This window comes from Actinokineospora diospyrosa (assembly GCF_024171925.1).
Lineage (GTDB): Bacteria > Actinomycetota > Actinomycetes > Mycobacteriales > Pseudonocardiaceae > Actinokineospora > Actinokineospora diospyrosa.
In genome coordinates this window covers 65,703-77,972 of sequence record NZ_JAMTCO010000016.1, presented here as the reverse complement: position 1 = coordinate 77,972, position 12,270 = coordinate 65,703, and the positions used below count along the sequence as shown (strand labels likewise).

The 12,270-nt window shown below is 69.5% G+C and carries 13 protein-coding genes; 2 read left to right on the top strand and 11 right to left on the bottom strand.

The window, feature by feature from the left end; all coding sequences use genetic code 11:
- Window positions 1-24: 24 nt before the first annotated feature.
- Window positions 25-1,131, bottom strand: a complete 1,107-nt coding sequence (locus LV75_RS29040; RefSeq protein ID WP_253890533.1) for a hypothetical protein — start codon at window positions 1,129-1,131, stop codon at window positions 25-27.
- Window positions 1,132-1,271: 140 nt separating this feature from the next.
- Window positions 1,272-1,898, bottom strand: coding sequence for a RhiA family protein (locus tag LV75_RS29035; protein WP_253890532.1), 627 nt, complete (start codon window positions 1,896-1,898; stop codon window positions 1,272-1,274).
- A gap of 268 nt (window positions 1,899-2,166) precedes the next feature.
- Here LV75_RS29035 and LV75_RS29030 point away from each other — a divergent pair, with 268 nt between their 5' ends.
- Window positions 2,167-2,514 carry a hypothetical protein gene (locus LV75_RS29030; RefSeq protein ID WP_253890531.1) on the top strand — a complete coding sequence of 116 codons (348 nt, stop codon included), beginning with the start codon at window positions 2,167-2,169 and terminating at the stop codon, window positions 2,512-2,514.
- 1,213 nt (window positions 2,515-3,727) lie between these two features.
- Here LV75_RS29030 and dapC read toward each other — a convergent pair.
- Both dapC and fdxA read right to left on the bottom strand, forming a co-directional pair.
- A complete protein-coding gene (gene dapC, locus LV75_RS29025; protein WP_253890530.1) occupies window positions 3,728-4,807 on the bottom strand; it encodes a succinyldiaminopimelate transaminase in 1,080 nt (359 codons plus the stop codon).
- Entirely contained in the window at window positions 4,804-5,124 is a 321-nt protein-coding gene (gene fdxA, locus LV75_RS29020; protein WP_204450510.1) for a ferredoxin, read from the bottom strand. Before fdxA ends, dapC begins: the two co-directional genes overlap by 4 nt.
- Window positions 5,125-5,271: 147 nt before the next feature.
- On the opposite strand from fdxA, the gene LV75_RS29015 reads away from it, so the two are divergent.
- Window positions 5,272-5,988, top strand: a complete 717-nt coding sequence (locus LV75_RS29015; RefSeq protein WP_253890529.1) for a GNAT family N-acetyltransferase — start codon at window positions 5,272-5,274, stop codon at window positions 5,986-5,988.
- Here the strand turns inward: LV75_RS29015 and LV75_RS29010 are convergent.
- From LV75_RS29010 to LV75_RS28980, 7 genes are all read right to left on the bottom strand, one after another.
- On the bottom strand, window positions 5,981-6,775 hold the full coding sequence (locus tag LV75_RS29010; protein WP_253890528.1) for a hypothetical protein: 795 nt from the start codon (window positions 6,773-6,775) through the stop codon (window positions 5,981-5,983). The genes LV75_RS29015 and LV75_RS29010 overlap by 8 nt on opposite strands.
- A complete protein-coding gene (locus LV75_RS29005; protein WP_253890527.1) occupies window positions 6,756-7,163 on the bottom strand; it encodes a hypothetical protein in 408 nt (135 codons plus the stop codon). Before LV75_RS29005 ends, LV75_RS29010 begins: the two co-directional genes overlap by 20 nt.
- Window positions 7,160-8,032: an N-acetyl-1-D-myo-inositol-2-amino-2-deoxy-alpha-D-glucopyranoside deacetylase gene (gene mshB / locus LV75_RS29000; RefSeq protein WP_253890526.1), complete on the bottom strand. Its 873-nt coding sequence runs from the start codon at window positions 8,030-8,032 to the stop codon at window positions 7,160-7,162. Before mshB ends, LV75_RS29005 begins: the two co-directional genes overlap by 4 nt.
- A gap of 101 nt (window positions 8,033-8,133) precedes the next feature.
- Complete coding sequence (locus tag LV75_RS28995) at window positions 8,134-9,171, bottom strand: ABC transporter ATP-binding protein (RefSeq protein ID WP_253890525.1); 1,038 nt, start codon at window positions 9,169-9,171, stop codon at window positions 8,134-8,136.
- Window positions 9,168-10,331 carry an ABC transporter ATP-binding protein gene (locus tag LV75_RS28990; protein WP_253890524.1) on the bottom strand — a complete coding sequence of 388 codons (1,164 nt, stop codon included), beginning with the start codon at window positions 10,329-10,331 and terminating at the stop codon, window positions 9,168-9,170. Before LV75_RS28990 ends, LV75_RS28995 begins: the two co-directional genes overlap by 4 nt.
- Window positions 10,331-11,212, bottom strand: coding sequence for an ABC transporter permease (locus LV75_RS28985; RefSeq protein ID WP_253890670.1), 882 nt, complete (start codon window positions 11,210-11,212; stop codon window positions 10,331-10,333). Before LV75_RS28985 ends, LV75_RS28990 begins: the two co-directional genes overlap by 1 nt.
- A 58-nt stretch (window positions 11,213-11,270) precedes the next feature.
- Window positions 11,271-12,269 (bottom strand): ABC transporter permease, encoded by a 999-nt coding sequence (locus LV75_RS28980; RefSeq protein ID WP_253890523.1) that lies wholly within the window; start codon window positions 12,267-12,269, stop codon window positions 11,271-11,273.
- Between the last annotated feature and the right edge of the window lies 1 nt (window position 12,270).

The following is a 12,270-nucleotide window of genomic DNA, read 5'->3' as shown; positions in this document are numbered from 1 at the left end:
CTATCCCCGCGGCCCAGCAGGCGTTCAGGCCCGCTCGGCCAGCGGAACGGGTTCCCAGACGGCGACGGCGTCGGGCGGGTTGTGCTGGTTGTTGGCGATGCCGAGCTGCAGGTTGGCGGGGAGCGGGCGGTTGCTCAGGACCCGCGCCGACGCGCCGACCGAGCGCCTGCCGTCCTGCTGGACACGGGTCACCCGGCGGACGTCGGCGTTGGGCCAGGGCAGCGGCGGGACGCCCGGCTGCATCCCGTCGACGATCATCGCGTACCCGTCGTCGCGGGCGGCGACACCGAAGGCGGGGTTCAGCGTCATGCCGCACGAGGTGACCAGGTGGACGTCGACCTCGGGCTGGTCGGGGACGCGGGCCTCCATGGTGCGCAGCAGACCGACGTCGGAGTCCGAGCCCGCGTAGGCGACGATGTGCTCCAGGCAGACCTCGAGCCCGAACACCAGCGGTTGGCCCTGCGGTCCGGCCTTGCCGTGCGCGGCGAACACGTGCCAGCGCCAGAACTCGTCGTCGGTGAAGCTGAGCCGGAACATCGGGTTGAGCGAGGCGTCCCATTCGGACCGGTCGACGCCGATCGCGTAGTCGATGTTGGACATCAGGGACTTCTGGTTGGTGGTCGCTGCGCCGACCGTGGCCAGGGCGCGCACGTCGGCGTTGGCGGCGCGTTCCTGCGGGGTGAGCGCGGTGTCCGGGCCGCCGTTGATCACCAGCGTGGTGTTGAAGTAGCTGGGGTGCGCGGGCCCGCGCTTGTGCCAGAACATCGACCCGGCGACGATCACCCAGTCGCTGTAGCCCTGCGCGGCGAAGTGCGGTTTGAGGATCTCCTCGGACAGCCGCGGCAGCAGTTGCTCGCCGTCGGGGTAGCTGTCGTTGAGCACCTCCGGTGGATCGGATGGTCCGCCGTAGCGGAAGTAGAACTCGGGGGCCACGAAGACCTTGAGCGTGTCCGGGTCGGCCAGTGCCGACGCCGAGGTGGTGGCGACCCAGTCGGCGACGTCGCACAGCGTGCGGCCGCGGCTGGCCAGGTCCTCGTAGTAGCGGTTGGACTGGTCGCCGGTGAGCACCCGGGTGGGGGTGGAGGTCACGGCGCCGTAGCTGATGAGCTGGATCTTGCTGTAGTTGGTCACGACACTCTCCTTGGCATGGCGTGGTTTTCGGCGCGCGGCACAGCGGGGCGCGGGGGTGCGACCACGCTCCCCGCGCCCCGCCGGACGGCGGTCTCGACCGAGGCGGCGATCCCGGTCGGCCGCCGTCTGGGTGGGGTTCTCTAGACCACGCCCCCGCTGATCTGCCAGATGTTCTTGGAGTTGAGCACCGCGTTCATCGCGAAGGTGCCGTCGTAGGGGACGGCGGCCTCGTTGGTGATCTGCTCGATGTCGAGGACCTCACCCGCGGTGAAGGTGCCCGCGGTGATCCAGTACTCCGGGTGCGGGGTGAACACCAGGTTGGTGTTCGGCTGGGCCTGCACGGCGAAGGTGCCCGCGTTGGACATCCCGATGCCGACGGTGGCCGAGTTGGCCGGAATGCCGTTGAGCTCGCGGATGTAGAGCGACCCGAGCTGCGGTGTGCCGACCGAGGGGCCGTCGAGGAAGGTGAACGCGCCCTGCCGGTAGTCGTACTGGATCTGGTTGCTGGCCAGGTTCTCCGGGTCGGCCGCGACGGTCTGCTGGGCCTGGAAGGTGACGCCGGGCTGCAGCGACCCGGTCTGCGCCCAGACGAAGCTGTAGTCCAGCGACCAGGTGAAGGTGACGGTGGTGCCCGGCCACGCGGGCGCGGTCAACCACGCCAACGACAGCGCGTTGGGCACGCCGAGGTCCACCGGCTTCTGGTAGACACACAGGTCCTGGAACTGGGTCGAATTGTTCGTGACGGTGAGCGAGTACTGAGTGGACATGCTGAATACTCCCAAGGGAATGGGTGGAATGGTGGTGGTGAGCCGGGCGGCACAGGTGGGGAAGCCGAATAACGCCCGGTACGGTGACACTGTGACCCCGTCTCCGAAAGCCGCCCCCGGCGACCCCGGCTTTTCGAAGACCCTTTCAGTAGACCACCGGTCCGGTTGGCGCGTCAATGAATCTTGGTTCGCTCGATAGTGCCTGGCCTGGACCTACAGAAAGTCAGGGCATTTGATGTCTGGTCGGGAGAATCGCCACCCGAACGTGGTGACAAAAGTCTGCGAATACTGCGGACGAGCACTCGTCGTCGCGGGCGCCGGGCGGCCGCGGCGGTACTGCACGGCGGCCTGCCGCCAGCGCGCGTACCGCAGCCGGGCGATCGCCGCCGAGGTCAGGGAGCGGATCGAACTCGGCCAACTAGCGCTCCAGTTGCGGGACAACGCCGACCGGCTCCTGCTGCTGTCGCAGGGCTGGCACCCCCCGGACGGCACCGACAACCTCGACGACCTGCTCTCGACCACGGTCCGCCTGGCCACCGAACTGTCGCACCGCGGGCACGTGCTCGGCAGTGACGAAACCGGTCACGAAACCCCTCTTCCCCGGTCACCCGACTAGGTGGCGAGACCTGAGTTATCCACAACCTTTCTGGCCATCCCCAGGTCGAACCACCCCGTTGCACCCCCACCAAGGCCACGGATAGCTTGAAATGGTGCGCCGCCCGGCCGGGCAGCCGACCCGTGGATGATCTTGAGGAGTGGCGATGCCAGGAAAATGCGAACCGACTTTCCGTACGACCCTTTACCGCTACGCGATGACAGCCCGAGCAATAGCGACAGGCAGACTACGGCGTTTGGTGGACGTGGCGCTCGAAAAGGTGCGCGCGTGGCGGAGCGACCGTTGGCAACAGGCACAGACAGGTATAGAAGTGCGGAACACGCCCGCAGCCGCGATACAAGCAAGGAAGCAGTACGTCGAGAAGCCGACTGTCTCTAGAGGTGGACTGCTACCTATGCACACCACCAACTTGGCGCACCGGTTACAGATGCCTGCAGGACGGCCGCTCGGGAGCGCCGGAAGGGAGGTGCCCCTGGCGTCGCGCAGCTGACCTGAACACCTCGGCGGCTGAACGATCTCCGCGACCGGGCAGCGAGCCGCGCGGCATCGACGAACGGCGCAGCCCGGTGGCCGACGAGTTCACGAGTCAGAGCCACAGCGAGACCGAGTGCGGACGGCCGAGCGGCACCAGTCGCCTGACCAAGTCGGGCTGGCAGGCCCGGATCCAACCGGGCAAGCGAGTCGAATCAGCCAGGCCCCTGCCAACCGGGCGACTAGGGCCGTCTCTGGCCAGGCGAGCCGGGCAAGTCAGGCGGCCGGACCGGGCGAGTCGCATCGGGCGAGCCAGGCCGGGCGGGGCGGGGCGGGGCGAGCAGGGCCGAGCAGGGCAGGGCCAGCAGGCCGGGCCAGGCGGGGCGGGCCCCGAGTCAGGCCAAGCCAGGCGGGCTAGGCCGAGCGGCCGGAGCGGGGCGGGCTGCGCGGGCTCAGCAGGACCTGGACGAACCGAGAAGCCGGGCTGGCCGGGCCGGGCGGGGCGGAGCTGGGCTGGGCTGGCCGGGCCGGGCGGGGCGGAGCTGGGCTGGGCTGGCCGAGCCGGGCTGGCCGGGCCGGGCCGGGCCGGGCCGGGCCGGGCTGGGCTGGGCTGGGCTGGCCGAGCCGGGCTGGACTAGGCCGGGCGGAGCTGGCTTAACCGAGCCGACGGGGCTGGGCCGGGCTGTGGTGGGGCTCCGCAAGCTGTGTTCGGGGTGAGGGTGTCTGAGCGGCGCTGGTGGGGCTAGGTGAGGCGGGAGGTGGCGGCGGCTATGCGTTCGTCTGTGGCGGTTAGGGCTATGCGGACGTGTTCGGCGCCGGTGGGGCCGTAGAAAGTGCCGGGGGCTACGAGGATTCCTCGGGCCGCTAGCCACTCCGTGGTGGTCCAGGCGGGCTCTGAGCGGGTGGCCCAGAGGTACAGGCCTGCCTCGGAGTGGTCGATCCGGAAACCCGCCGCTTCCAGGGCTGGGCGGAGTTGGGCGCGGCGGGCGGCGAAGAGGGCCTTTTGGGCGGCCACGTGGGTGTCGTCGGAGAGGGCGGCTGTCATGGCGGCTTGGACCGGGCGGGGGACGATGAGGCCCGCGTGTTTGCGGACCTCCAGCAGTCCCCGGACCAGGGCGGGGTCGCCGGTGATGAAGCCCGCTCGGTAGCCGGCCAGGCTTGAGGACTTCGACAGGGAGTGGACGGCCAGGATGTTGGTGAAGTCGCCGTCGGAGACGGAGGGGTGCAGGACGGAGGTGGGGGTGGTTTCCCAGCCCAGGGGGAGGTAGCACTCGTCGGAGACGACGATGGTGCCGCGTTCCCTGGCCCAGGCGACGACCTTGCGGAGGTGCTCGACCGGGAGGACTCGGCCCGTGGGGTTCGAGGGCGAGTTGAGCCAGATCAGGCCAGGGGCCGCCGGGCCGAGGGCTGTCAGGCCGTCGGTGCGGGTGTAGGTCGCGCCCGCCAGCCGGGCGCCCACCTCGTAGGTCGGGTAGGCCAGCTCGGGGATCACCAGCGACCGCACGCCCAGCAGGGTCGGCAGCAGGGCGACGAGCTCCTTGGAGCCGATGGTGGGCAGGACCGCGTCCTGGTCCAGCCCGACCACACCGTGCCTGCGCTCCAGCGCGGCCACAGCGGCCGCCCGCAGCTCCGGGATGCCGTGGGTGGTGGGGTACCCGGGCAGCTCGGCGGCGGTGGCGAGAGCGGCCTGGATGAGGGGCGGTACCGGGTCCACCGGCGTGCCCATCGAGAGGTCGACCACGCCGTCCGGGTGCGTCCTGGCCCGGGCGGCGTGGTCGGCCAGGACGTCCCAGGGGAAGTCCGGCAGGTCGGGGAAGTTCACTCGCCCCTGGGCTCCAGGGCCTTGATCCAGTCGGGGTCGGCGCTGACCTTGCCCGCCTTGGAGGCACCACCCGGCGAGCCGAGGTCGTTGAAGAAGTCGACGTTGGCCTTCGTGTAGGTGGACCACTGGTCGGGGACGTCGTCCTCGTAGTAGATGGCCTCCACCGGGCACACCGGCTCGCAGGCGCCGCAGTCCACGCACTCGTCGGGGTGGATGTAGAGCATCCGGTCGCCCTCGTAAATGCAGTCGACCGGGCACTCCTCGATGCACGCCTTGTCGAGGATGTCGACGCAGGGCTCGGCGATCACGTAGGTCACTGCGCTCTCCTGCTCCTTCATGGTGTAGCGCGCGCATTCGGGAGGATGCGCGACAGCCGACAGTATCTCTCGCCCGCTGTGAGCGCATGCACCCGGTGCTGCCTAGCTCACACACCTATACGGGCCGATAGGGGCCAGACTCGCGGGGTGAGCACGGTGGCGACATTGGAGTCCGTTTGCGCCGACGCGTGGCCGCCCCTGGTCACGCGGAGGCTTGGGGAATGGCGTTTGCGCGCGGCCAACGGCTACACCGGTAGGGCTAACAGCGCGCTGGCCTGCGGTGACCCCGGGATGCCCACTGCGAGCGCTCTCGGCCACGTCGTTTCCTTTGCCGAAGAACACGGAATCCGGCCGTACGTGCAGGTCGTGGTCGGCTCGCGGTGGGAACGCGAGCTGGCCGAGCAGGGGTGGTCGGTGAACCTGGCCCACCCCAAAGGTGCCGAGTCGGCCGTTCTGCACAGTCCGCTAGGGACTGGCCCCGCAACCGCCAACGTGGACACTGAGCCACCGGAGGGCTGGCTGGAGCTAGCTGTCGGCGGCAGCGCTACCGAGGCACAGCGGCACGTGCTGACAAGAGGTCCGAAGGTTGGTTTTGCCGCTGTTCACAGGGACGACCAGATAGTGGGAGTAGCTCGGGGATGTGTCGTTGATGACTGGCTGCACATAGCCGTCGTCGAGGTCCGTCAGGACTACCGGAGGCAAGGCATCGCTACCGAGCTCCTCGCAGGTCTAGACCGATGGGCAGCTGGCGCACGAGGACGGGTGCTCCAGGTAGCCACCGACAACGAGTCGGCTTGGGCTCTCTACGAGCGGCAGGGCTACCGCGAGTCGCATCGCTACAAGTACTGGGTCCCGGCTAGCTAGACGCGGTGTCCAGCCACTCGCGGCCCTTCTTGGCCGCCCGCTTCAGGGCGCTCCGCTCCCCCAGGTAGTCCCCCGCCATCCCCACAACCGGCAGCATGCCCATCGCCTTGTGGTAGAAGCGGCCCTGCGGGCGTTTGTCCAGTTCGTCCCCCAGCGCCCACAGCGTGCGACCGAAGCGCCACAGCGTCTTGGCCGCCGCCTTGGGCGTGATCTTGCCGTGGGCGCGCTGGGACTCGTCCAGGTCCGCGGTCATCTCGGCGGTGGCGGCGTCCTCCTGCTCGTCGGTGAGCAGATCGCCCTCGCCGCTGGCCAGCACCGGGTCGATGTCGCGCTCGAACAGCACGTGCCCGATCAACCGGACCCTGGTCCCGGTGTCCGCGGCGCCGTGCTCGACCGCCAGCGCGGACAGCACGAGCCCCTGGCCCGCGGTCGCGAGCGTGTCCTGGATCGGCAGCCGGTCCGCCAGGGCGCCGCCGATCCCGGGGATCGCGGCCATCAGCACGGTGAACCTGCCGACCCGGTTGACCCACCAGTCGTCGCGTTCGGCCACCGACATCGCGTGCCAGGCGGCGGTACCGGGGACCTTGACGCTCTCCAGGCCCTTCACCACGGTGCGATCGACCTTCGCCAACTCGACCGCGGCCTCGTGCTCGGCGCGCGACCCCAGCACCCGCCGGACCAGGCCGAGCGGGTCGGCGTCGCGCAGCGCGCCGAGCATCGGGGTCGTGGCGCGCACGAAGGGCCGCAACACCGACACGACGTGCTTGTCAGTGATCAGCTCGCTCATGGGCTTCCCTCGTCGTGCGGGCGAGTACGTCACCGATCTTGACCGTCGCGGGGAACGCGCCCGCTGCCAGCAGCAGGAGCGTCCGCCAATCGGCGATGACGATCGAGTCACCACCGGGGGCGACCACGATGAACGCCAGCAACATGGCGAGCCAGATGTAGAGCGGCCCACCTGCCACCGCGGCCTTGGCCTTGATCCGACTTGCCCGTACCACCAGCCACGGCATGGTAAACGCGGCCAGGACAACGGTGATGGGGAACGGCAGCGCCCAGAGGTCCGGCAACACCCGACCGTCCAGACGCAACGGTAGGAAGAACAGTTCGAACACGCCGAACACCACGCTTAGGGCGAGCAGCCCGCAGTAGCGAAAGCGTTCGCCTAGGGTCACCGGTCCGCGCCAACGTGTTCGACCGGGGCGAGCCCGCCGAACACGTCCGACTCGATGGTGTCGGCAGTCCCGCCTGCCAACACGTAGTACTCGTGGTCGACGACCGGCTGCGCGATGCCGTTCGACAGCGCGTAAGCGTGTGTGCCGTCCTGGCCCTGCCACACGGTCACCTGGGTCGCGTGCGCGCGCAGTGCGCGGAGCTTGGACGGCACGTGGTCCCCGATGAACACCGAGGTGGTGATCTCCGCGTCGTCCACGACCGGCAGTTCACCGGCAGCAGGCAGGCGCCACGGCAGCTCGGCAACCCCGCCGAGCGTGGTGACCCCGTCTTCGATGGCCCGCTTAGAGACGACCGCGTAGTACAACCGCGCGACTTCTGGCACCTCGGCCACAGCGGCAGCGGTGATCTCGTGGGCACGGATGTGGTCCGGGTGGCCATAGCCGCCGTCAGGCCCATAGGTGACAACGACCTGCGGGCGAACGTCTTGCAGAATCGCGGTAAGAGCGGCGACCTGCTCGGCAACGTCACCACCCGCGAAAGCCCTGGGGTGACTGTTAGCGCCAACTCCCGCCATACCCGAGTCGCGCCACCGGCCCATGCCGCCCAGGTACCGGTGATCGGAGACGCCGAGCGCGGCGCAAGCGGCGCGCAGTTCGCCGACCCGGTACCCGCCGAGCTGGTCGGCGGCCTCCGGGCCCAGCTGCGCCAGGGAGGCGGGGATGACCTCACCCTCCTCGCCGAGCGTGCAGGTGACCAGGGTGACCTGGACCCCGGCAGCGGCGTAGCGGGCGATGGTCCCGCCGGTCCACAGGCTCTCGTCGTCCGGGTGGGCGTGGACGAGCAGAAGTCGGGGTGGCGCTGTCAGCATCGGGTTCAGCCTAAGGGTAGGGCGGTGCCGGTGCGTCGGACTCGCCGCGCACCGGCACCGTACGACCGTCGCGGGGCAGAGGCCCCGGCGGCAGCACCCTACTACGGCAGGACGCTGCGTTCCTCAGCGAAGTGGCACGCCGAAAAAGTCGCGCCGTGGCGCACCAACGGCGGCTCCTCGACCGCGCACACCTCTTGCGCCTTCCAGCACCGTGTGCGGAACCGGCAGCCCGACGGCGGTGAAACCGGGCTGGGCACATCGCCGGTAAGAACGATCCGTTGACGCTGCCGCTCCTGCCGCGGGTCCGGTACGGGTACCGCGGACAGCAGCGCCTGGGTGTACGGGTGCGTCGGCCGGGCGTAGATCGACTCCCGGTCGCCGATCTCCACGATCTTGCCCAGGTACATCACGGCGACCCGGTGCGAGATGTGCCGCACCACCGACAGGTCGTGCGCGACGAACAGGTACGCCAGGCCGAGTCGCTGCTGCAGCTCCTCCAGCAGGTTGACCACACCAGCCTGCACCGACACGTCAAGCGCGGACACCGGCTCGTCGAGCACGATCAGCTTCGGGTCCAGCGCCAGCGCCCTGGCGATGCCGATGCGCTGCCGCTGCCCGCCGGAGAACTCGTGCGGGTAGCGGTTGCGGTGCTCGGGGTTGAGCCCGACCAGCTCCAGCAGCTCGTCGACCCGCTTCTGGATCGTCTTGGCCGTGCCGACGCCGTGGATGCGCAGCGGTTCGGCGACCACGTCGTTGACCTGCCAGCGCGGGTCGAGCGAGGCGTACGGGTCCTGGAACACGATCTGCAGGTCGCGCCGCAGCGGCCGCATCTGCGCTGGCGTGAGCGTGGTCAGCTCGCGGCCCTCGAACCGCACCGACCCCGAGGTCGGCTTGTGCAGCTGCAGGATGGCCCGCCCGGTCGTCGACTTGCCGCACCCGGACTCGCCGACCAGGCCCAGCGTCTCGCCGCGGTTCAACTCGAAGCTGACCTCGGAGACCGCCTGTACCTGACCGACCGTGCGCGGGATGATCCCACCACCGCGCACCGGGAACGACTTGACCAGCTTGTCCACCCGCAGCAGGGGGACGTCCGCCTCGCGGGCGGCGTGCCTGCCCGGGGCTGCCTCGGTGTTCGTCATGAGTGGGGCCCTTCGTGCGGCAGCCGCAGTTCCACCGTGTGCGCCTCTTCGGCTACCGGGAGTCCGGGATCGGCCTCGACGAGCGCGGCCGGGTTCTCGATCACCCCGATCTCCTCGTGCTCGAACAGCGCCCTCGGCCGGTGCAGCGAGGCGAGGTGCTGCCAGCGGTGGCAGCGGGTGGTGTGGTCACCGCGTTCGGTGCCCAGCAGCGGCGGTTCCTCGGTGCGGCAGGCGTCGATGACCAGCGGGCAGCGCGGCGAGAAGGCGCAGCCGCGCGGCAGGTTGATCAGCGACGGCGGCGTCCCGGTGATCGGGGTGAGCCGCTGGCCCAGCCGCGCCGGGTTGGGCAGCGAGCCGAGCAGGCCGACGGTGTAGGGCATCCGGGGGCGGTCGAAGACCTCCTCGACCGGGCCGGACTCCACGACCGTCCCGCCGTACATGACCTGGACCCGGTCCACCATGCCCGCCACGACGCCGAGGTCGTGGGTGATCATGATGATCCCCGCGTTCACCTCGTCGCGCAGCCGCAGCAGGGTCTCCAGGATCTGCGCCTGCACGGTGACGTCGAGCGCGGTGGTCGGCTCGTCGGCGATGATCACGTCCGGGTCGTTGATGATCGCCATGGCGATCACCACGCGCTGGCGCATGCCGCCGGAGAACTCGTGCGGGTACTGCGCCGCGCGCCGGTCCGGCTGCGGGATGCCGACCAGTTCCAGCGCCTCGATCGCCTTGGCCCAAGCGGCCTTCTTGGACACCGAGTGGTGCGCCCGGTACGCCTCGGCCAGCTGCCAACCGATGGTGTACACCGGGTTGAGCGAGGTCATCGGGTCCTGGAAGATCATCGCGACGCCGTTGTTGCGCACGCTCTGCATGTCCTTGTAGGACAGTCCGACCAGCTCGCGGTCGCGGTAGCGGATGGACCCGGTGACCTTGGCGCTGCCGGGCAGCAGGCCCATGACGGCCATGGAGGACACCGACTTGCCCGAACCGGACTCGCCGACGATGCCGAGCACCTCGCGCGGGCGCAGCTGGTAGGAGACGTCGCGCACCGCGCGGACGTCGCCGTCGTCGGTGGGGAAGGTGACCGACAGGTTCTGCACCGAGAGCACGGTGTCGGTCCTGGCGGCGTCGTGGTGGTTGCCGTGCAGCAGTCCGGTCATCAGGCACGCACCTTCGTCTGCCGGGGGTCGAACGCGTCGCGCAGGCCGTCGCCGATGAAGTTCACCGCGAGCGAGAGCAGCACGATGATCACGAACGGGCCCCAGAACAGCCAGGGGCGGTTGGTGATCTGCGAGTAGTTCTCGTTGATGATCAGCCCGAGCGAGGTGTCCGGCGGCTGCACGCCGAGGCCGATGAACGACAGCGCGGCCTCCGACAGCACGGCGCTGGCCACGGCGAGCGTGGTGTTGACCGTGATCGTGCCGATCATGTTGGGCACCAGGTGCCGGAAGATGATCCACCGGGTCTTGGCGCCCGCGGCGCGGGCCGCCTCGACGAACTCGCGCTGGGCCAGCGACAGCGTCTCGCCCCGGGTGATGCGGGCGACGGTCATCCAGCCGAACGCGGCGAGGATGAAGGCCACGGTGTACCAGGAGCCGCTCAGCGCGCGGACCAGGATCGCGGCGACGGCGATCTGCGGGATGATCAGCATCAGGTCGACGAACCGGCTGATGGCGCTGTCCACCGCGCCGCGCAGGTAGCCAGCGAGCGCGCCGAGCAGCACCCCGAGCAGGGTGGACCCGAAGGCCACGACCAGCGCGATCTGCACCGAGAGCCGGGTGCCGATGATCAGCTGGGCCAGCATGTCCTTGCCGGTCTGGATGGTGCCGAGCGGGTGCGCCGCGCTGGGCGGCAGGTAGCCGCGGCTGCTGGTGTCCTCGACCGAGATGGTCCAGAACAGCGGGCCGAGGAAGCCGATCGCGCAGATCAGCAGGAAGACCACCAGCGCGGCCACGGCGAGGCGGTGGCGGAAGAAGCGGCGGATGATCAGGGTGCTCTGCTTGCGCGCCTTGGTGGCGTCGAACTCGCTGGCGGTGGCCACGGTGGCGCCACCGGCTGGCGGCAGGCTCGTCGGGCCGAGCGGGTTGAGGGTGGGGTCGCTAGGCAAGGCGGATCCTCGGGTCGAGGATGCCGTACATGATGTCGGCAACCAGGTTGAACACGATGACCAGCGAGGCGGTGACCATCAGCCAGCCCATCAGCATGTAGGGGTCGAAGGTGCGGATGGACTGGACCAAGAGGTTGCCCATGCCCTTCCACCCGAACACGGTCTCGGTGATGATCGCCCCGGAGAACAGCGCGGCCGAGTTGATGGAGAACAGCGTGCTGACCGGGATGAGCGCGTTGCGGAACGCGTGCCGGAAGATCACCCGCCGTTGCGAGATCCCCTTCGCCCGCGCGGTGCGCACGTAGTCGGAGTTCAGCGTCTCGAGCATCGACGCGCGCTGGAAGCGGCTGTAGGCGGCGAAGCTGATCAGGGTGAGGCTCAGCGTCGGCAGCAGGTAGGTGCCGGTGTACTGGAAGATCACCTCGCCGAAGGACCCCTTGAACCCGCCTGCGGCCGGGCTGACGGTGCTCAACCAGCGGTCGAGGCCCATGCTCTCCAGCAGGTTGTTGAACTTGATCCCGTAGGTCTTGAGGATCACCGCCACGCAGACGATGGGCATCGAGAACATCAGGAAGGCGCTGGAGGTGGCGAGGTAGTCGAAGATCGAGTACTGCTTCACGGCGGCGAGCACGCCGACCGAGACGCCGAGCACGATGGCCAGGATCTCCGCGCCGATGACCAGCCGGGCGGTGATCCACAGCGCCCGCATCACGGAGTCGAAGATGTCCACCTTGGCCTGGCCGAGCGCGATGCTCTTGCCCCAGTCGCCCTGCAGGAAGTCCAGCAGCCACTTCCAGTACCGGACGATGATCGGCTGGTCGAGGCCGAGACTGGACTCGAGGTCGCGGATCTGCTGGGCGGTGACGCCCGGCTTGGCCTTCAGCTCGGCGACCGGGTTGCCCGCGGCGGCGACGAGGAAGAAGGCGAGGAGGCTGCCGATGGCCAGGATGGGGACGGAGATCAGCAGCCGACGGATGATGTAGCGAATCACG